The following is an 18,757-nucleotide window of genomic DNA, read 5'->3' as shown; positions in this document are numbered from 1 at the left end:
CCTTGTGAACAAGGCCGGAATCGCGGACCCAACTGCAATCAGGCGAGGTCGCTGTCGATGCCCTTGCAGGCAACCAGCAGTTCCTTGACCGCATCGATCGAGACCTGCAGGCCGGCCTTGGCCGTCTCGTTCAGCTCGATTTCGATGATCTGCTCGACGCCGTCCTTGCCGATCATGACCGGCACGCCGACGTAGAGGCCGTCAACGCCATACTGGCCGTCGAGGTAGGCGGCGCAGGGCAGGATGCGCTTCTGGTCGCCGAGGTACGATTCGGCCATCGAGATCGCCGAAGCAGCCGGGGCATAGAAGGCCGAACCGGTCTTGAGCAGGGCGACCACTTCGCCGCCGCCGTTGGCGGTGCGCTTGACGATCTCGTCGATGCGCTCCTGGGTGGTCTTGCCCATCTTGATGAGGTCGGGAACGGGGATGCCCTTGACGGTCGAGTATTCGACCACCGGCACCATGGTGTCGCCGTGGCCGCCGAGCACGAACGAAGTCACGTCGCGCACCGAGACGCCGAATTCCCAGGCGAGGAAGGTCGAGAAGCGGGCCGAGTCGAGCACGCCGGCCATGCCGACGACCTTGTTGTGGGGCAGGCCCGAGAATTCACGCAGCGCCCAGACCATCGCGTCGAGCGGGTTGGTGATGCAGATCACGAACGCGTCGGGGCAGTTGGCCTTGATGCCTTCGCCGACGGCCTTCATGACCTTGAGGTTGATGCCCAGCAGGTCGTCGCGGCTCATGCCCGGCTTGCGGGGAACGCCGGCGGTGACGATGACGACGTCTGCGCCTGCGATGTCAGCATAGTCGCTGGTGCCGGTGATCTTGGCGTCGAAGCCTTCGACCGGGCCGCACTGCGAAAGATCGAGCGCCTTGCCCTGCGGGACGCCGTCCATGATGTCGAACAGGACGATGTCGCCCAGTTCCTTCTGCGCGGCGAGGTGCGCGAGGGTGCCGCCGATGTTGCCGGCGCCAATGAGGGCAATCTTCTTACGAGCCATGATGCGATCGTGTCCTTCCCAGTGGCGGGATTGACGGACTTCAAGGCGGTCTGCTTCATCCCGCTAAAGGCAGGCGCCGGTGTTGCAGAGCGCGCCCTACGCCCGTCGTGCAGGCATTGCAACCGCTAAACGATGCATTTTGAAGCTGTAACTGCAGATTTAATTGATAACAGTTCGCAGTATCAATAATGCGGAGGAAAATCGGAAAGTCAAGCGTTCCGGCACGCGGATTTTCGCTCCCGACAGGCCGTTTTCACCCGTTCCGGACGCTGCCGGGCGAGTCGGCCGGGGGCCGGACGCCTTATCCCAATCTGAAGATTGCGCCGTTGCTCCTCGTCATCCCTGCTTGCGGGGGCAACGGCTATGAGGCGGGGCTGGATTCCTCCGCCATGCGAAGGTCGGGCGGGCCGTCTGGCCCGGTGGCTCAGTCGTCTTCGGTGAGGAGGCTGAGCTCGCAGGACGAGGCCATGCGCCGGTCGAGCTGGCGGCAGATTGCGAGCCAGTGGTCGCGGCCTTCCGTGTCTCCGGAGGCATGGGCGAGGATGGCCTCGGTGCGGGCTTTCGCGGCGGCGGCAAGGCCGTAGCGGCCGAAATGGCGCAGCGCTGCCGTCAGGATCTCGCCATGGCCTTCGACCGGCGCGATCGCGCGGGCGGGGCGCTGCGTGATCCGGCGCACGGTCAGCATACGGTAGTTGTCGTTGACCGCGCCGAGCGGAGCCGAGCGGCACAGGGACCGCATGATGACCGGAGTCGCTCCACCCCAGGCAGCAGCAAAACGGATCGTCATTTTCAGGGGGCCTCGAATCGTGTCAGCTGCATGGACACCGGTTTTAGCGAGGCAGGCGCTAAACATTGGTGAGAAGCTTTGGTTGCTTAGCCGTTCATCACCATGATGCGGGCATTTACTTATGCTAACACGCTGGAAACCATTAAAGTTTCTAGCTGCCGGGTTGTGCGATCCAGCGGCCGGAGTTGGCGAACTCCGGCTTTATGCCATGGGCTTCGGGAAGGCTCTGGGCGCGATAGACCGCATCGCCGCCGCGTTCGCGCACGTCGCGGGTATAGTTGGGCACGGCCGGAGCCGGCACGGCTGCCGGCGCGGCAGCGAGTGTCTCCGCTGGCTGGGGCGGTTGCGCCGCGGCGAAGGCGCGTTGCAGCGTGACCGGATCCAGCGCGGGGTCCGGCTCGGCCAGGTTGGTGCGGGCGGCGGGCCGCGCGGCCGGCTCGCCTCCGGCATAGGCATAGCGGAACGTGGCCGGATTTCCGGCCGGGCCATTGAAGCTGTAGAAGCGGTGCTCGCCGATCGTGCCGAGGTAATGCAGGCTCGGCGCCCAGTAGGGGCTGACCTGAACGGTATGGTAATGCGTGGCCAGCCCGACCGGCGCATAGACGTAACCGGCCAGCGCCTGCCGCGCGATGGTCTCGGCGCGGTTCCAGAACAGCGCCGAGGGGCGGCGCGCCAGCGAACCGTCGCAGGTGAAGGAGAACTGGCATCCGGTGGGGCGCTCTGACCCCTGATAGACGACGCCGCAGACCGTGTTCGGAAAGGCGGGATGGGCGACGCGGTTGAGCACCACTTGCGCTACCGCGCGCTGCCCGGCGTCGGATTCGCTGGCGGCCTCGTAATAGATCGCGGCGGTCATGCATTGCAGCGCGCGGGTGCGGTCGACACCCGAATTGTCGATATAGAGCGGCCGGGCACTGGGCCCTTTGCCGAGCGAGGGGCCGGATACGGAGTCATCGGCATCCGAATGGATGCCTTCGCCCACTTGCGGCACCGATTGTTCGGCTTCGAGATAATAGAAGGCCGAGCCGGGGAAGCTCGATCCCGCCTGTTCGAAGGGCATCGGCGCGACTGTGCCGTCCTGTTCCACCGCATCGGCGATCTGGAACCGGTTCCATTCGTCCGGCGCGGCGAAGGCGGGCAGGGCGATGGCGGCGAGAGCGGTGACGCCCAGCGTCCAGCGGCGCTGCATTTTCAACGGCTTGTGACCGGCACCGCGCGCGCGGCGAGCGAACCGCGCGGCAAAATCGCGCGGGCGCGCTTCTTCCCATTCGGCCCAGAGCGGGTCAGAGAAGAGGGCGGCTGCGGGCACTCGGTTCCTTTCGCGGCGGCAGGCGCAAAGACGCGTACAATAGGCCTAATCTGGGGCCTAACCCGGCTTGGCGGGCCGTGCATCCGCGCTTTGCGCACCGTCCCTTGGCGGGACAGGGGGCAGGGATAGGCTTAAAGGCCTTAAGATTTCGCTTTGGTGCCATTGCGGGGGGACGGGGCGCGGCTCGTGCTTGCCAAGCCCGTAACGCCGCTCTATCGGCGCGGTCATGTCATGGGTTGTCCGCGGGCCTTGCAAGAGGTTCCGGACCGAAGAGGGAAGCCGGTTCGATTCCGGCGCTGCCCCCGCAACTGTGACCGGGAAGTCTGCCCCCGATAGGCCACTGGTCGAAAGACCGGGAAGGCGGGGGCGGGCATCGACCCGGAAGCCAGGAGACCTGCCCAGAGACAGTCGTTCCGCGCCGGGCGGGGTGTACCGGAATGCAGCGAGACGCACGCCGTGAAGAGCGTGCCCTCCGCCATGAACGGCTTATCGTTCAGGTTGGAGGAATGCATATGAAGTCCCTGTTTCTGCTCGGCACCGCGCTGGCGGTGAGCACGCCCGCATGGGCCGATGAAGCGGCTGATACCGCCGATACCGCTGATACCATTGTCGTCACGGCCACGCGCGAGCCCACCCCGATCACCCAGATCGGCCAGTCGGTCAGCGTCGTCACCCGCGACGAGATCGAGCGCACCCAGGCCACCACCGCGCTCGACGTGCTGGCGCGTCTGCCGGGGGTCTCGTTCACCCAGTCGGGCGGCTTCGGCCAGCCCGCCAGCGTGTTCATCCGCGGCGCCGACAATGCGCAGAGCCTGGTGCTGATCGACGGGGTGCCGGTGAACGATCCGGGCGACGTCGGCGGCGGCTTCGATTTCGGCTCGCTCACCATCGGCCAGTTCGACCGCGTCGAAGTGGTGCGCGGGTCCTCGGGCGTGCTGTGGGGCAGCCGCGCGATCGGCGGCGTCATCAATTTCATCACCGCGCGTCCCACCGATCAGTGGACCGGCCGGGCGCAGGCCGAATACGGCTGGCGCAATCGCCGTCAGGCCAGCGCCTCGGCCATGGGCAAGCTGGGGCCGGTCGGCCTCACGCTCGGCGGCAACTGGATGAAGGGCGATGGCTTCTCGGCCTTCGACGAGCGGCTTGGCGGCACCGAGAAGGATGGCTTCGAAAGCAAGAGCGCCAATGCCCGCGCGGAAGTGGAACTGGTCTCGGGCTTTTCGGCCGACGTGGGCGGCTACTGGACCAAGGCCAACTACGATTACGATAACACCGGTGCCGATGCGCTCAACACCGGCCTCAAGCGCGATGCGCTGGGCTATGCCAATCTGCGCTATTCGGGCCTCGACGATCGCCTCAATGCGCGCGTGGGCTATGGTCTGACCGACACCCACCGCATTTCGAACGATGCCGTCTGGGGCCCTTACGAGACCAATGGCCGCGTCGAGCGGGTCGAAGGGCAGGTGTCCTTCACGCCGGTGGAAATGGCCTCGATCCTCGTCGGCGCCGAGACCGAGAAGCAGAAGTTTGACGACAATTATGGCTCGAAGGATTCGACCTCGATCGACAGCTACTACGGCAACCTGACGCTGCGCCCGCTCGCCGGGCTGACGCTCAACGGCGGCCTGCGCTACGACGACAATTCGGATTTCGGCCACAAGACCACCTTCGCCGCGAACGGCGCCTGGGTGATCGGTTCGGGCGACGAAGCGCCGGTGCTGCGCGCCAGCTATGGCGAGGGCTTCAAGGCGCCTTCGCTCTATCAGCTCTACACTAATGCCGGTTTCCGTGCGCTCGATCCCGAGACGTCAAAGGGCTGGGACGTGGGGATCGAGCAGCCCTTCGCCGAAGGCACCGGCCGCTTCACCCTGACCTACTTCGATCGCAAGACGAAGAACCTGATCGACTACGATCTGGCCAACTGGAACTACTACAATGTCGGCCGTGCCCGTGCACAGGGGCTGGAACTGGGTATGCAGGTGGCGAACTGGCATGGCTTCGACGTGAACCTGGCCTATACTTATCTCGACGCCACCAACGAGGATACCGGCGCGCAGCTGGCCCGGCGGCAGAAGAACAACTTCTACGCCAGTCTGGACAAGAGCTGGGCTCTGGGCTTGAAGCTTGGCGCCGATCTGCGCGTGGGCGGCGGGCGCTATGACGATACGGCCAACACGTATTATCTGGATGGCTATGTCGTTGCCGGCGTGCGGGCGTCCTACGCCTTGACGGACAATATCGAGGTCTATGGCCGCGTGGAAAACCTGTTCGACGAGCATTACGAGGTCGTGCGCACTTACGGCACGCCGGGCCGTTCGGCTTATGCCGGGGTCCGGGTGAAGCTCTGACGATGCGCGGCGCCGTCATCCTTGCCGCGCTGGGGCTCGCCGCTTGCGGCGGCTCCGGTGCGGGCGGGACGGCGGCGCTTGTCCCCGCAGGCCCTACGCTGGTCTCGCTCAATCCCTGCACCGATGCGATCCTGGCCGAAGTGGCCGCGCCGGGGCAGCTTCTGGCGATTTCGCACTACAGCCGGGACCCGGCTTCCAGTTCGATGGACCTCGCCAAGGCGCGGCGCTTTCGGGCGACCTCGGGATCGGTGGAGGAAGTCGCCGCGCTCGCGCCCGATGTGGTGGTGGCGGGCAGCTTCCTCGCCCCGGCCACGCGGCAGGCGTTGCAGGATCTCGGCATCCGGGTGGTGACATTGCCGATCCCGTCCGATGTCGCGGCATCCGAACAGCAGGTTCGCGATCTGGCCGGGCTGGCCGGACACGCGCAGGCTGGGGAAGCACTGGTCACGCGCATCGAAACGGCTTTGGCGAAGGCCGCGCCGCCCGCCGGCCGGGCGCCTGTCCCGGCGCTGGTGTGGGAATCGGGCGGCATCGTCGCGGGAGACGGCACGCTGATCGCGGACCTCCTGCAGCACACAGGTTTCACCAATGGGGCGGCCGCGCGCGGGCTGTCGCAGGCCGATTTCCTGCCGCTCGAACGCGTGCTGGCCGATCCGCCTCGCGTGATCTTCGCCGTGGGCAATCCACAATCGCAGGAAGACCGCATGTTGCGCCATCCCGCCTTGCAGGCTCTCAAGGGCACAGTCCGCGCGCCGCTGAAAAGTGCCTTGCTCTGGTGCGGCGGGCCGACCATCCCGCGCGCCGTGGCGCGGCTGGCCGAGGTCAGGCGCGGGATTGCACCACCCCCACCCCCCTCCTCTGAAGAGGAGGGGGCTCAAGCCCGCGATAGAGGGGTGGGGAAACCATGAACCGCCGCCTCATCCTGATCCTGCTGGCCGCGCTCATCGTGGCTGTGCCGCTCTCGCTGCTGGCGGGGCGGGTCTGGATCGACCCGTTCGCGCCCGAGACGCGCAACGCCGCGGTGATCCTCATGCAATTGCGCCTGCCGCGCGCGGCGCTGGCGCTGGTGCTGGGCGCCGGGCTGGGCGCGTCGGGAGCGGCGATGCAGGGGTTCCTGCGCAATCCGCTCGCCGATCCGGGGCTGTTCGGCATTGCCCCCGGCGCGGCGCTGGGGGCGGTGCTCAGCTTCTGGACCGGCTATGCCGCTTCGGTGTGGCTGCTGCCGGTCTTCGCCCTGATCGGCGCGGGCAGTGCCATGGCGCTGCTGGCGTTGATCGCCGGGCGCGAGGGCGGCATTGCCCTGTTCACGCTGGCCGGACTGATGATCTCCAGCCTGGCCGGGGCCCTGATGAGCCTCGCCATCAGCCTTTCGCCCACGCCTTTCGCGATGAGCGAGATCGTCACCTGGTTGATGGGCACGCTGGCCGACCGGTCCTGGCGCGAAGTTGGGATCGCGACGCCCTTTACGCTGGCAGGCATCGGCGTGCTGATCGCTGCGGGCCGCAGTCTCGACGCATTGACGCTGGGCGAGGCGGCGGCGCGTTCGCTGGGCGTCGATCCGCAGCGGCTGCAGGCACTGATGATTGCCGGGATCGGCCTGACGGTCGGCGCGGGGGTGGCCGTCGCCGGGATCATCGGCTTCGTCGGCCTGATGGTGCCCCATCTGGTCCGCCCGCTGACCGACCGGCGCCCCAGTTCGCTGATCGTGCCGAGCGCGCTGGCCGGGGCGCTGCTGCTGCTCGCCGCGGACTGCCTGTGCCGCGTGCTGCCGCTCAGCGGCGGGGAGCTGCGGCTGGGCATTGCCCTGTCGCTGCTGGGCGCGCCGTTCTTCCTGAACCTGCTCCTGCGGATGCGAAAGGGGCTGGTATGAGCCTGCAGACCTTGGATCTGGGCGTGAAGGACCGCATCGCCGATCTCACGGTCATGTTGCATCTGGGCGAAGTGACGGCGATCTGCGGCCCCAACGGCGCAGGCAAGTCGACGCTGCTCTCCTGTCTGGCCGGGCTGCAACCGCCGGACCGGGGGCATGTCGCGCTGGGCGGCCAGCCGATGGCCGGCCTCCATCCCGAAACCCGCGCGCGGGCCATCGGCTATCTGCCGCAAGCGCCGGAAGTGGCCTGGGACCTTTCGGTCGAAGTGCTGGTCTCGCTGGGGCGCCTGCCGTGGCGCGGCGTTCCCGGCAGCGAGGCGCAAGTCGCGATCGACGAGGCGATCGCCGCGATGGACCTCGATGCGCTCCGCCACCGCCGCGTCTCGCAGCTTTCGGGCGGGGAGCGGGCGCGCACGCTGATGGCGCGGGTGCTGGCGACGGGGCCGGGCTGGCTGCTGGCCGACGAGCCGCTGGCCAGCCTCGACCTGGCCCATGCGGCTGCGCTGCTGGCCTGCTTCCGCAGACAGGCCGTGCTGGGCCGCGGCGTGGTGCTGGTGCTGCACGACCTGGCCATGGCGATGAACCATGCCGACCGGGTGATCGTGCTCGACCGGGGGCGCCTCGTGGCCGATGGCGCGCCCGAATTCGCGCTCGGCGCCGACGTGGTCGAGCGCGTCTGGGGCTGCCCGGCGCGCTGGGTGGGCGAACCCGGCGCGCGGGCGCTGTCGGTGGGTTAGGCGCAGTCACGGCCCGGACCGGCGGTCTGGTCTAGGCTGCCCTGTTCTGGAAGCTGTAGAGAAATTCGCGCCTATGACTGGCGTTTCCGTCATCTTGCGGTAAAAAAATACCGGTGCCGATCGAGGTAATTCGAAGATGACCAAAGACGATACATTCGTTGATTATTACGACATTCTGGAAGTCAGTCCGAGTTGCAGTGCAAGGGCGCTTGAATCGGCCTACCACTTGCTGGCCAAGAAGTACCACCCGGATCATTCCGAAGGCGGTGACGTAGAGAAGCTGACGAAGATCATCTCTGCCTACAAGGCGTTGAGAACTCCTGAGAAGCGCGCCGAATACGATATCGTCTATTCCGAGGTCACGGGCTTCCTGTTTCCTTCAGCCGCTGATGAACTCGATGATGAACGATCGGCGATTTCCGATGCCGATGCTCATGCGAAGATCCTTCTGTTCCTCTACAAGCGAAGGCGGGAGCAGGCGCAGGATGCCGGTGTCGGCAGATATTATGTCCACCAGTTGCTGAACTGTTCGGACGAGCTGTTCGAGTTTCATCTGTGGTATCTGAAGGAAAAGGGCTTCATCGTGACGACCGAGCACGGAACCCTGGCGATCACGATCGAAGGCGTCGATCACGTCATTTCCACGTCGCGGGCCAGCTTGCGTGAAAAGCTGCTGATCGCGCAGGCCGGCGATGGCCCGGGCAAGGACGTGCCGCACTGATGAGGTGATCGGGGGGCTGTTTCCTGACCACCCCAAGGCGCCCCTCCCGCCTCAGGTGAAAGGCGGGAGGGGGCGTGGCTTATACCAGCGTGCGATGAACATGACTCATATACTCTCTCCCCTTCAGGGGAGAGATACGCAGGCTTGGCGGCTTGACCGCCTAGCCGGAGTTGAGAGGGGAACGCCAGCGCACTTCCCCTCTCCCAACCCTCTCCCCTGAAGGGGAGAGGGCTCTATGGGTTCCGATCATCGCAGCTTGGTATTACTGGCTTTCCGTCAGTCCGCGCGCTTCGAGCATCGGCTCCAGCTGCGGATCATGCCCGGTGAAGTTGTGGTACATGACCGAGAAGTCCTTGCTGTGGCCCTGGCCCAGGAAGGTAGCGCGGATGTGGTCGCCGTTGGCGCGGGTCATGCCGCCGTTCTTTTCCACCCAGTCCCAGCCGTCGTGGGCCAGCATTTCGGTCCAGATATAGGCGTAGTATCCGGCCGAATAGCCGTTGCTCCAGATGTGCCGGAAATAGGGCGTGCGGTAGCGCGGCGGGATCATCCCGGTGTGCAGGCCTTCGGCGTCCATGCCGGCCAGCGCCTTGGCCTCGAAAGCGAGCGGCGGCTGGGCGGCCTGCTCTTCGTTCAGGGTGTGCCAGTCCATGTCGAGCATGGCCGCTTCCAGCGTCTCGCCGAAGCCCAGGCCCTGGTTCCACTTCTCGGCGGCCTCGATCTTCTGCATCAGCGCATCGGGAATTGTTTCTCCGGCCGCGTTCTTGGCGAAGTGCTGCAGCACTTGCGGCACCGTGGCGAAGTTCTCGTTGAACTGGCTGGGGAACTCCACGAAGTCGCGCGCGGTGTTGGTGCCCGAGAGCGAGGGGTACTTCTGGCTGGCGAACATGCCGTGCAGGGCATGGCCGAATTCGTGGAACATCGTGGTCACATCATCCCACGTCGCCAGCGGCGGCTGGCCTTCGGGGGGCGGGGTGATGTTGAGCGTGTTGACCACCACCGGCTTGTCGCCCAGCAGATCGGACTGCTCGACGAAGTTGGTCATCCAGGCGCCGCCCTGCTTGTTGGGGCGGGCATAGGGATCGAAGTAGAACAGCGCCAGCGGGCTGCCGTCCTTGTCGAACACTTCGTAGGCGCGCATCGAGGGGTGATACACCGGCAGGTCCGTGCGGCGCTTGAAGGTAATGCCGTAAGTCTGCGTGGCGGCATAGAAAACGCCGTTTTCCAGCGTGTTCCACACATTGAAGTAGGGCTTGATCTGCGCATCGTCGAGATCGTACTTCGCCTTGCGGACCTTCTCCGCGTAGTAGCCCCAGTCCCACGGTTCCAGCTTGGTCACGCCGTCGGCCTTGGCGGCTTCGGTCAGGATCGCCTGCTCGCGCGACTGGGTGGCGCCCAGCGCGGGAACGAAGCCCTTCATGAACTCCATCGCCTTGGCCGGCTTGGTGACCATGCGGTCGTACATCTGGAAGGTCGCATAGTCGGGCAGGCCAAGCAGCTTGGCCTTCTTCGCGCGCAGCACGGCCAGCTCGCTGACGATGCCGATGGTGCTGTCGTCACCGCCGGTGCAGCGGGTGACGCTCGCTTCGAACAGCTTCTTGCGGGTCTCGCGGTTGGTGAGCTGCGAAAGCGCGGGCTGCTGCGTGGTATTGACCAGCGCCAGCACGTATTTGCCGGCAAGCCCCTTGTCGGCAGCGCGCTTGGCGGCAGCGGCAATGTCGGCGTCCGACAGGCCGGCTAGCTGGTCCTTGCTGTCGAAGACGACGGCGGCGGCATCGGTGCCCGCCGTCAGCGTCTGCGAGAACTTGGTTTCCAGCGCGGCGATCCGCAGGTTCATCTGCTTGAGCTCGGCCTTGTGCGCGGCATCGAGCTCGGCACCGCGGTGGACGAACTTGGCGTAAGTCGTCTCCAGCAGCATCTTGTCCTCGCCGGTCAGGGCCTTGCCCGCGGCGCTGTCATGCACGGCCTTCACGCGGGCGAAGAGCTTGTCGTTGAGGTAGATTTCGTCCTTGAGCGCCTCGCGCTTGGGGGACATCGCGGTATCGGTGGCATCGAGCGTGTCGTTGGTGTTCGCGCTCACGAGCTGGTCGAACACGCCGGCGACGCGCGAGAGCAGCGTGCCGGCCCGCTCCATCGCGACGACCGTGTTCTCGAACGTGGGCTTCGCCGGATTGTTGGCGATCGCTTCCATTTCGGCCAGCTCGGCGGCAATGCCGGCCTCGATGGCGGGCTGGTAGTCGCTGTCCTTGATCACGCTGAAGTCGGGCGCGTGGAAGGGCAGGGTGCTGGGCTGTGCGAAGGGGCCGGTGTAAGCGGGCGCGGCTGCCGCCGTCTTCGCTTCAGCAGGCATGATGGCGCCCGCGCCGAGCAGGGCGATGGCAAACGGAGCGGCGGCGGCCATGAGCCGGATTTTCATTGTCATGCTCTCCAGGGGTGCGGCAGCCGGATAGGGGGAAGGGCGCGGCGAAAGACGCGGCGCGAAGGGCTGCCGGTATGGTCATGGGCACTGCTTGAAACCGAGAATCCAGCGCGTTGCAAGAGCTTGTGAAGCGATTGCAAAAGGGTTTCGTCCGGTGGCGGGAAGGGCGCGAAAATGAAAAGCGTCGCCGCTCCGGCGCGCAAGCTTGTTGCGCCCGGAAACGGCGGCGCCGCCGGAATGCAATCAGGGACCGAAGTCAGGCGCCAAGGTCAAGCCCAAGGTCAAGCCCAAGGTCAAGCCTTGCGGAAGTGCCCGTTCATCCAGACGTGCATCTTGCCCGTCTGTGATTCCCCTTGCTCGCGCATCCGCGCGTCGCGTTCGCGATCGAAGATCAGCGATCCGGTGGCATCCTGCCTGCGGCGGCTGCGGCGGAAGGGAATTTCGGCTCCGATGTTCATTCCGGTTCTCCTCTCAAGGAGAAAACGCCGTAGCCGCCTTAAAGTTCCCGGTCAGGCCGGCATGACCGGCAGGCGCGATGCCGCTGCGGCGTCGGCCAGGGTCTGCGTGTCGAGTTCGGCGAGGAAAGCGTCCATCGCGCGGCCGAGCATGGCCGTCAGCCCGCAGCCGGAGCGCAGCAGGCATTGGGCGCAGTCGGCGGGAGACAGGCACGGCTCGGTCAGCCGCACGACCTGGCCGAGCCGGATCTCTCCGGCGGGCTGCCCCAGCCGGAACCCGCCGCCGCGCCCGCGCACTGTCTCCAGCAGGCCTGCGTTGGCGAGCAGGTTCACCACTTTCATCGCATGGTTGCGCGAGATCGCATGGGCCTCGGCGACTTCGGCGATCGACAGCAGGCCTTCGGCATCCTTGTCCGCAAGCAGTGCGGCATGGAGCAGGATGCGCAGGGCGTAATCGGTGTGCGCGGTCAGGCGCAAGGCAGGTGTCCTCGTTCGCGGGTTATCATGCATTCTATTTACATGTTTTTGGATCGTCGTATAGATGCATCCGATTCGCATGTTTTAGGGAGAAGACTTTCATGGCCGCACCGCTTTCCGAACAGACCATTGCCATCGTCAAGGCGACGGCCCCGGCGCTGCAGCAGCACGGCGTCGCGATCACCACCCGCATGTACGATCGCCTGTTCCAGAACGAGGCCGTGAAGGCGATGTTCGATCAGGCCGCGCAGGATTCCGGCGAGCAGCCGCGCCGCCTTGCCGGGGCGATCCTGGCCTATGCCCAGAATGTGGACAAGCTGCAGAACCTCGACGCTCCGGTGCGCCGCATGGTTGAGCGGCATTGCGATACCGGGGTGAAGGCCGAGCACTATCCGCTGGTGGCCGAAGCGCTGCTGCCCGCGATCCGCGACGTGCTGGGCGAGGCCGCGACCGACGAGGTCCTGGCGGCATGGGGCGAGGCTTACTGGTTCCTCGCCGACATCCTGATCGGCAAGGAAGCCGAGGAATACGAACTGCGGGCGGCCTGATCCCTTCGTCCCGAATTCTGGCACAGATCTCGCATCGGGCTTCCCGCCCCATCCAAACTGACCGGGAAGCCCGATGCCGCTATACGATTTTCACTGTCCCGAATGCTCGGCCGATTTCGAGCTGCTGATGCGCGCGAGCGACCAGCCGGTCTGTCCGAAGTGCGGCAACCATTCGGTCAACCGCCTGATTTCGCGCGTTTCTCCGCCGGGTAAGTCGAAGGCAATCATTGCCTCTGCCCGCGCGCAGGCGCGCAAGGAAGGGCATTTCAGCAACTTCTGAAGGCCTGTTCCAATCCGGCGCAGGCAATGTCGCAAACGCGACAATGTGCGCCGGGCTATGTCAGCGCGGGGTCAGCGCGGGCCGACGCCGCGTGCGAATTGCGCCTGCAGATTGGCGAGCGCCCGGCCCGAAACGGGTGACAGCTGGCGCGCCGTGTGCCCTTTGCGCAGGGCCTTGCGGTCGTGCTCGTCCGGCTGGACCACGCGCACCCGCACCGCGGCCTTGCCTTTCGCCCGCACGCCGAGCAGTTCGGCCGCGCCTTTCGACAAGTCGATGATCCGCGCGCTTTCGCCGAACGGTCCGCGATCGTTGACCCGCACCAGAATGCGCCGGCCGGTATCGAGCGAGGTGACTTCGACATAGCTCGGCAAGGGCAGGGTCTTGTGCGCGGCGGTGATCCAGTCGGGCCGGAACCGTTCGCCATTGGCGACCTGGTTGCCGCTCTCGTTCCCGTACCAGGTCGCATAGCCCAGCATGTCGTAATGCGGATCAGCGGCGGGCGTATATGTCACCCCGCGCACGGTATAGGCCGGGCCGATCCGCACCGGGGTGTCGCTGACCGGCCGGTAATGCACGCCGCCCCCGCAGGCCGAGAGCGCCAGCGTCAGCATGGCAGGGGCCAGCAGCGCGGGGGCAAGGGCGTGCAGCCGCATGGCCTAGTCCCGCTCGCCCGCGCTCTTGTCGCGGGCCGCCTTGAATTCGGAGCCCGGTTTCCACTGCGGCCAATGGCGCGAATTCGCCAGTTCGTCGCCGATCGTGCCGATCAGGTCGATGTCCTGCACCGCGCCCGCGAGGTTCCAGTCCGGGCCATAAGCGTCGCAGGCCTGATGATAGCATTGGCCGGTATAGGCATCGATCCACGCCTGCCCGGCCGCCGTCCCGCCCTGTTTCAGGTCGGCCGCGCCAGCAATGCCCATCAGCAGCATCACCGGCACCCCGCGCTTGGCGAAGGAGAAGTGGTCGGCGCGGTAGAACAGCCCGCGCTCGGGCAGGCTTTCGGGCGTGACCGTGCGGCCCTGCGTGGCGGCGACGCGCGCCATGTCGTCCTCCAGCGTGTCCTGTCCCTTGCCGACCAGCACCACGTCGTTCGCCGCGCCCGCCGTCTGCAGGATGTCGATGGCGAGGTTGGCGACAGTCTTGGCCATCGGATAGACCGGGTTCGCCGCGTAGTACTCGGACCCGAGCAGCCCGCGCTCCTCGGCCGTCCAGGCGGCGAAGACGACACTGCGCTGCGGCGGCGGCCCCGCCTTCATCACCCGCGCGATGTCGAGGATGCCGGCAATGCCCAGCGCATCGTCGTTGGCCCCGGCGCGGTAGATGCGGCCCTGTGCATCCGGCGCGCCCTTGCCATAGGCATCCCAGTGCGCGCCGAACATCACCACTTCATCGGCGTGCGAAGTGCCGGGAATGCGCCCGAGCACGTTGTGGCTGGCGATCTGCTCATGCGTCACCGGCACGTCGGCATCGAAGGTCACGCCCTTCAAGGGCACCGGCTTGAACGAGGCCTTGCGCGCATCGGCGCGCAGTTTCGCCAGATCGAGCCCGGCCTTGGCGAACAGCTCTTTCGCCGCATCGCCCGAAATCCAGCCCTGCAGTTTCAGCGAAGTGAGGTCCTCGGGCTTGCGCACGATGTCGTAGTTCTCGCCGCCCGGGCTGATCACGACATTCCAGCCATAGCCCGCCCCATCGGTATCGTGGACGATCAGCGCGCCCACCGCGCCCTGCCGCGCGGCTTCCTCGAACTTGTAGGTCCAGCGGCCGTAATAAGTCATCGTCCGCCCGCCGAACTTGCCATAGGGCGCTTCGCCCTTCGTGGCGGCGAAATCCGGATCGTTGACAAGGAAGACCACGACCTTGCCCTTGAGGTCCGCGCCCTTGAAATCGTCCCACCCGCGCTCGGGTGCATCGACGCCGTAGCCGACGAAGACCACCGGCGCATTCGCAATCACTGCCTCGTCGTCGGGCCGCACGGTCGAGACATAGACCTGCTCGCTCTGCCCGACCGGCATGACGCCCTGGGGCGTCGCAAAGGCCAGGGTTTTGGCAGGCTGCAAGGCGGTGTGGAGCAGCGGCACCGTCTGCACCCACTGCCCGCCGGGGCCGGCGGGTTCGAGCCCGGTGTCCTGCATCCGCGCGATCAGGTAGCCGATCGTGCGCTCCTCGCCCGCAGTGCCGGGCGCACGCCCTTCGAACGTGTCTGACGCAAGCGTCTTCACGTCTTCGACGATGCGGCCGGGATCGACGGAGACCTGGGCGAGCGTGGGTTGAGAGATCGAGGCGAGAAGCGCCGTTACCAGCGCGGACATCGTTTTGTGCATGGGGCAATTCTAGATGCCGGGGCAGGAGAGGCAACCCGCTGCTTGAGCCGGCATGTCCTGGCCGCGCGGATCTCCGGTTGTTGCTAAATTTTAACTGCCGAAAAATGGCGGAAATCGGCTGCCGGGCCGGCAGCGAAACAGTGCCGGGCGCAAATCGCCGCATTTCCGTTTCTGTCCCTGTAGACAGGCACTCTTGCCACTCATAGTGGGCGCGAAAAGGGGTGCGAATCATTAGCTTGTCGAAGGTTGTTGCCGCGGCCGCGCTGGTAGCCGTGCCAGTCGTGGTGCATGCTCAGGACGTAAGGACGTCTCCTGCGCAAACACCGGCCCGGCTTTCCGCCGCGCAGGTGTTTGCGCTTGCCGATGCGGCCCGTGCGAAGGGGGATTTCGCGACGGCCGAAGCGGCCTATCACGCGCTGGAGTCCGATCCCGATCCCGAACTGCGCACCGAAGCCCGTTTTCGCCTGGGCATGATGCTGGCGGATGACCTGCATCGTTACACCGACGCCGCCATTGCGTTCCGCCGAATCCTCGATGACAAGCCAGGGGCCGCGCGCGTGCGGCTGGAACTGGCGCGCGTGCTGGCGATGACCGGCGACATGCGCGCCGCCGAACGCGAATTCCGCGCCGCCGAAGCGGCGGGCCTGCCGCCGCAGGTCGAGCGCATGGTGCGCTTCTATGCCAATGCACTGAACGCCCGCAAACCCTTCGGCGGCTCGTTCGAAGTGGCGCTGGCGCCGGACAGCAACATCAACCGCGCCACCCGTTCCGATACGCTGGGGACAGTCATCGGCGACTTCACGCTGGACAAGGATGCGCAGGCGAAATCGGGTGTCGGCCTCGATCTTCGCGGACAGGCCTATTGGCGCGAGGGACTGGAGAAGGGAACCGACCTGCTTGTGCGGGTATCCGGGGGCGGCAGCCTCTACCGCGACAGTGCGTTCAACGATATCTCGACCGGCCTGCAGATCGGTCCGCAGTACGCTTCCGGCAAGGACCGGATCACGCTGGCCGCCGGGCCGACCTGGCGCTGGTACGGCAAGTCGCTCTATTCGCTCAGCTACGGCGGCACGGCAAACTGGCAGCATCCCACCGGAAAGCGCAGCCAGTTGCGCATTGAGGGCGGCATCACGCATGTCGAGAACAAGCGCAATGCCTTGCAGGTCGCCGATGATTTCACGCTCAGCGCCAGCCTCGACCGTGCCTTCAGCGCGCGCATGGGCGGGGGCGTCCAGGTCTACGGTTTCCGCGAGGCTGCACGCGATCCGGGCTATTCGCTCGCGAGCGGCGGGGCGAGCGTCTACGTCTTCCGCGAAGTGGGCCGCACTACCCTGATCGGCACGGCTGGCTATAGCCACCTGGAAGCAGACGCGCGGTTGTTCCTCTATCCCCATCGGCGCGTGGAAGACCGCTATTCCGCAAGTCTCGCCGCCACGCTGCGCGCCCTCCACGTTGGCGCCTTCGCGCCGCTGGTGCGCGTCAAGTGGGAGCGCAACCGGTCTTCGATCGAGATCTATGACTACAAACGCGTTTCTGCCGAACTGGGCGTGAGTTCGGCTTTCTGAAGGTGCGACATTGATGAAGCATGGTTTTGGCGGGGCGACAGCCCTGGCACTGGTGTTTGCGTTGTCCGCGTGCGGCGGCGGAGGCGGGGTGAACAGCACGCCGGCCCCGACGCCTGCTGCCACATATGCAACGTTGGATCAGCTCAGCGGAACTCAGACATTCGAGACGGCGAGCATTAACGTACCGGTTTTTCGGGGCAACAGCAGTTCAGCGACAGGCTACAAAGCCGGTTCGGCAGTCCGGGTTGACTACGATGCGTCTGCAGGTGCCTACATGCTGACCTCGCCGGAGGGCTATTCGGTCGCGATGACTCAGGCGAACTATGATTCCGCCCTGTCGAACAATGTAAGGAGCGTTTACGGCAAGAGCGACAGTACCGCTGGGGACAACGTTTGGTTGTGGCGCCTTATGGTGAAGAATGTCCGGCTCAGCTACACGATGTTCGGGACTTGGCGGCATGTGCCGGCAGGGAGCGTAATAACTGCATTGCGTGACAATCTGTTCGTCGGCGGCGTGCAAACCCAAAAAAGCGATATTCCCAAGTCGGGAACTGCCTCCTACGACACATACGTCGGGGGCTCGGTGATGAGTGATGACACGACCTACACCTTGTCCGATCCCAACACCGGAACCAGTGAATCCTCTGCCACGTTCTCGCTCAATTTCGGAACTGGCTCGGTCAATACGACTCTTAACCTTGCCGGCACTTCGTACCAGACCGGTGTTTCACGAAATTTCGGATCGTTCACGGGAACCGGTTCGCTGGATTCCGGCGGCCCTGGTTTTTCGGGAACACTTGCTGGATCAAACGCGACCGGAGCTTTCACGGGATCTCTGTTCGGACCGCAAGGGGCAGAAATGGGCTATGTCTGGTATGCCGCCGGTTCTGGTTTCGAAGGCAGCGGCATCGTCGCGGGTATCAAAAAGTAGAGATTGCCGCCTTCGATGGAGTGCTGGCTTTCCATGGACGCACCGACGGTGCGCGGATCGCCACAGCAGCTTCGTAATCAGGGCCGCGACCGGATGAGCCAAGGCCCGCCCCTTGCGGATGAGGGCGGGCCTTGGGGCCGGACCGGACTTGATCGCTGGGCGATTGCAGTGGGACGTGCTGCAAGGGTATCGCCCGCAAGCCGGCCCGGGCGGGGGCTTGAGGTCAGCGATGCACGCGCAAGGCTGGAAGCTCCATGGCGGCGAGCCTGGTGGGATCGTTGCGGGCCGCCATATGTGCCGCGATCACGGCGTCACGATCGGCGAAGGCTTGCTCCATCGTATCGCTCCGGCAGTTTCGAACGGCCATATGTTCCCGCAACAGGCGGATGTCGTCGTCACCGCAGACCGTCATGACGGCGGCGGTCAGGCGTTTGTTCAGGGTTGCGATGCCGCTCTGGCTGTCAAGGTTGAGGTCGCCGTAGCGGACTTCGACGTAAGGCCGGTCAGCCCAGCCTCCATCCTGCACGATGACGTCTCCAACCGCGGGCGAGCCGACGAGCAGTGCTGTCATTGCGCAGGCGGCAATTGTAAGCCTTCTCATGGTCTGTCTCCTCTCTGGACAAGGCGCAGGGGGAGGAGTTCCGGACATAAGTGTCCGGAAATCGGATGATTAATCGTTGGTAATCGGCGAAACGAGACAGGCCGCGTTGCTATGCAGCAAGTCCTTTCCAACCAGAAGCGGCGGAAGGCCTGTTGTCATCTAGGTCTTGAGTCGCTTGTATTTAAAAGGGTCTGTTACGGGAATTTGCAGTCATTCGTGTAACTTACCTAAAGTGCCGCCTCTCCCTGCGGTAACTTTCATTTATACAACCCGGTTAATTTCATTAAAAGATTGCAAGGGTGCGAGTGCGGCGAAACGCCCTGTATGAGCGATAAGCCGCCAAAAAATGACCCGGGAACCGCTTGGGCAACTCCTGCTGGTTGCCTTCTAGTC

General features: G+C 65.4%; 18 protein-coding genes and 1 riboswitch. Of the genes, 9 read left to right on the top strand and 9 right to left on the bottom strand.

What is annotated here, in order from left to right; all coding sequences use genetic code 11:
• Positions 1–38: 38 nt before the first annotated feature.
• The 3 genes from mdh to NN5_RS01670 all read right to left on the bottom strand — a co-directional run bounded on the left by mdh (position 39) and on the right by NN5_RS01670 (position 3,097).
• Positions 39–1,001, bottom strand: a complete 963-nt coding sequence (mdh, locus tag NN5_RS01680; RefSeq protein WP_067732323.1) for a malate dehydrogenase — start codon at positions 999–1,001, stop codon at positions 39–41.
• 424 nt (positions 1,002–1,425) lie between these two features.
• Positions 1,426–1,788, bottom strand: a complete 363-nt coding sequence (locus NN5_RS01675) for a hypothetical protein (protein ID WP_067732322.1) — start codon at positions 1,786–1,788, stop codon at positions 1,426–1,428.
• A gap of 151 nt (positions 1,789–1,939) precedes the next feature.
• Positions 1,940–3,097, bottom strand: coding sequence for a cell wall hydrolase (locus tag NN5_RS01670; protein ID WP_067732321.1), 1,158 nt, complete (start codon positions 3,095–3,097; stop codon positions 1,940–1,942).
• A 219-nt stretch (positions 3,098–3,316) separates the two neighbouring features.
• Positions 3,317–3,511: riboswitch (cobalamin riboswitch) on the top strand.
• Between the two features lie 98 nt (positions 3,512–3,609).
• Between NN5_RS01670 and NN5_RS01665 the strand changes: the two genes are divergently transcribed.
• The 5 genes from NN5_RS01665 to NN5_RS01645 all read left to right on the top strand — a co-directional run bounded on the left by NN5_RS01665 (position 3,610) and on the right by NN5_RS01645 (position 8,773).
• Positions 3,610–5,445 carry a TonB-dependent receptor domain-containing protein gene (locus NN5_RS01665; RefSeq protein WP_067732320.1) on the top strand — a complete coding sequence of 612 codons (1,836 nt, stop codon included), beginning with the start codon at positions 3,610–3,612 and terminating at the stop codon, positions 5,443–5,445.
• 2 nt (positions 5,446–5,447) lie between these two features.
• Entirely contained in the window at positions 5,448–6,353 is a 906-nt protein-coding gene (locus tag NN5_RS01660; protein ID WP_084384670.1) for an ABC transporter substrate-binding protein, read from the top strand.
• Positions 6,350–7,315 carry a FecCD family ABC transporter permease gene (locus NN5_RS01655; RefSeq protein ID WP_067732319.1) on the top strand — a complete coding sequence of 322 codons (966 nt, stop codon included), beginning with the start codon at positions 6,350–6,352 and terminating at the stop codon, positions 7,313–7,315. Before NN5_RS01660 ends, NN5_RS01655 begins: the two co-directional genes overlap by 4 nt.
• On the top strand, positions 7,312–8,052 hold the full coding sequence (locus NN5_RS01650; protein WP_067732318.1) for an ABC transporter ATP-binding protein: 741 nt from the start codon (positions 7,312–7,314) through the stop codon (positions 8,050–8,052). The genes NN5_RS01655 and NN5_RS01650 overlap by 4 nt, the downstream gene beginning before the upstream one ends.
• 136 nt (positions 8,053–8,188) lie before the next feature.
• A complete protein-coding gene (locus NN5_RS01645; RefSeq protein ID WP_067732317.1) occupies positions 8,189–8,773 on the top strand; it encodes a J domain-containing protein in 585 nt (194 codons plus the stop codon).
• Between the two features lie 262 nt (positions 8,774–9,035).
• On the opposite strand, the gene NN5_RS01640 is transcribed toward NN5_RS01645, so the two are convergent.
• From NN5_RS01640 to NN5_RS01635, 3 genes are all read right to left on the bottom strand, one after another.
• A complete protein-coding gene (locus NN5_RS01640; RefSeq protein ID WP_245656134.1) occupies positions 9,036–11,186 on the bottom strand; it encodes a M3 family metallopeptidase in 2,151 nt (716 codons plus the stop codon).
• Between the two features lie 296 nt (positions 11,187–11,482).
• Positions 11,483–11,647: a hypothetical protein gene (locus NN5_RS26215; RefSeq protein ID WP_169800932.1), complete on the bottom strand. Its 165-nt coding sequence runs from the start codon at positions 11,645–11,647 to the stop codon at positions 11,483–11,485.
• A gap of 51 nt (positions 11,648–11,698) precedes the next feature.
• A complete protein-coding gene (locus tag NN5_RS01635) occupies positions 11,699–12,121 on the bottom strand; it encodes an Rrf2 family transcriptional regulator (protein ID WP_067732316.1) in 423 nt (140 codons plus the stop codon).
• Positions 12,122–12,222: 101 nt separating this feature from the next.
• Here NN5_RS01635 and NN5_RS01630 point away from each other — a divergent pair, with 101 nt between their 5' ends.
• Positions 12,223–12,669, top strand: coding sequence for a globin domain-containing protein (locus NN5_RS01630; protein ID WP_067732315.1), 447 nt, complete (start codon positions 12,223–12,225; stop codon positions 12,667–12,669).
• A gap of 73 nt (positions 12,670–12,742) precedes the next feature.
• The gene (locus NN5_RS01625; protein ID WP_067732314.1) at positions 12,743–12,949 is read left to right on the top strand and encodes an FmdB family zinc ribbon protein; all 207 of its coding nucleotides are present in this window, start codon (positions 12,743–12,745) and stop codon (positions 12,947–12,949) included.
• A 71-nt stretch (positions 12,950–13,020) separates the two neighbouring features.
• On the opposite strand, the gene NN5_RS01620 is transcribed toward NN5_RS01625, so the two are convergent.
• A complete protein-coding gene (locus NN5_RS01620) occupies positions 13,021–13,602 on the bottom strand; it encodes a septal ring lytic transglycosylase RlpA family protein (RefSeq protein ID WP_067732313.1) in 582 nt (193 codons plus the stop codon).
• 3 nt (positions 13,603–13,605) lie between these two features.
• Positions 13,606–15,267 (bottom strand): M28 family metallopeptidase, encoded by a 1,662-nt coding sequence (locus tag NN5_RS01615; RefSeq protein WP_067732312.1) that lies wholly within the window; start codon positions 15,265–15,267, stop codon positions 13,606–13,608.
• Positions 15,268–15,503: 236 nt separating this feature from the next.
• Here NN5_RS01615 and NN5_RS01610 point away from each other — a divergent pair, with 236 nt between their 5' ends.
• Positions 15,504–16,832 (top strand): surface lipoprotein assembly modifier, encoded by a 1,329-nt coding sequence (locus NN5_RS01610; protein WP_084384668.1) that lies wholly within the window; start codon positions 15,504–15,506, stop codon positions 16,830–16,832.
• A gap of 13 nt (positions 16,833–16,845) precedes the next feature.
• The gene (locus NN5_RS01605) at positions 16,846–17,763 is read left to right on the top strand and encodes a transferrin-binding protein-like solute binding protein (protein WP_157080959.1); all 918 of its coding nucleotides are present in this window, start codon (positions 16,846–16,848) and stop codon (positions 17,761–17,763) included.
• 223 nt (positions 17,764–17,986) lie between these two features.
• On the opposite strand, the gene NN5_RS01600 is transcribed toward NN5_RS01605, so the two are convergent.
• Positions 17,987–18,364: a UrcA family protein gene (locus NN5_RS01600; RefSeq protein ID WP_169800931.1), complete on the bottom strand. Its 378-nt coding sequence runs from the start codon at positions 18,362–18,364 to the stop codon at positions 17,987–17,989.
• Positions 18,365–18,757 lie beyond the last annotated feature (393 nt).

The sequence above is a fragment of the Novosphingobium naphthalenivorans NBRC 102051 genome (assembly GCF_001590985.1).
GTDB lineage: Bacteria > Pseudomonadota > Alphaproteobacteria > Sphingomonadales > Sphingomonadaceae > Novosphingobium > Novosphingobium naphthalenivorans.
The sequence above is the reverse complement of the archived record's forward strand: the minus strand, read 5'-3'. Positions and strand labels throughout refer to the sequence as shown.

Bases quoted from the DNA above. Each gene is read 5' to 3' on its own strand.
- mdh (WP_067732323.1), bottom strand. From the start codon at position 1,001: ATGGCTCGTAAGAAGATTGCCCTCATTGGCGCCGGCAACATCGGCGGC.
- NN5_RS01675 (WP_067732322.1), bottom strand. From the start codon at position 1,788: ATGACGATCCGTTTTGCTGCTGCCTGGGGTGGAGCGACTCCGGTCATC.
- NN5_RS01665 (WP_067732320.1), top strand. From the start codon at position 3,610: ATGAAGTCCCTGTTTCTGCTCGGCACCGCGCTGGCGGTGAGCACGCCC.
- NN5_RS01660 (WP_084384670.1), top strand. From the start codon at position 5,448: ATGCGCGGCGCCGTCATCCTTGCCGCGCTGGGGCTCGCCGCTTGCGGC.
- NN5_RS01655 (WP_067732319.1), top strand. From the start codon at position 6,350: ATGAACCGCCGCCTCATCCTGATCCTGCTGGCCGCGCTCATCGTGGCT.
- NN5_RS01650 (WP_067732318.1), top strand. From the start codon at position 7,312: ATGAGCCTGCAGACCTTGGATCTGGGCGTGAAGGACCGCATCGCCGAT.
- NN5_RS01645 (WP_067732317.1), top strand. From the start codon at position 8,189: ATGACCAAAGACGATACATTCGTTGATTATTACGACATTCTGGAAGTC.
- NN5_RS01640 (WP_245656134.1), bottom strand. From the start codon at position 11,186: ATGAAAATCCGGCTCATGGCCGCCGCCGCTCCGTTTGCCATCGCCCTG.
- NN5_RS26215 (WP_169800932.1), bottom strand. From the start codon at position 11,647: ATGAACATCGGAGCCGAAATTCCCTTCCGCCGCAGCCGCCGCAGGCAG.
- NN5_RS01630 (WP_067732315.1), top strand. From the start codon at position 12,223: ATGGCCGCACCGCTTTCCGAACAGACCATTGCCATCGTCAAGGCGACG.
- NN5_RS01625 (WP_067732314.1), top strand. From the start codon at position 12,743: ATGCCGCTATACGATTTTCACTGTCCCGAATGCTCGGCCGATTTCGAG.
- NN5_RS01620 (WP_067732313.1), bottom strand. From the start codon at position 13,602: ATGCGGCTGCACGCCCTTGCCCCCGCGCTGCTGGCCCCTGCCATGCTG.
- NN5_RS01615 (WP_067732312.1), bottom strand. From the start codon at position 15,267: ATGCACAAAACGATGTCCGCGCTGGTAACGGCGCTTCTCGCCTCGATC.
- NN5_RS01605 (WP_157080959.1), top strand. From the start codon at position 16,846: ATGAAGCATGGTTTTGGCGGGGCGACAGCCCTGGCACTGGTGTTTGCG.
- NN5_RS01600 (WP_169800931.1), bottom strand. From the start codon at position 18,364: ATGAGAAGGCTTACAATTGCCGCCTGCGCAATGACAGCACTGCTCGTC.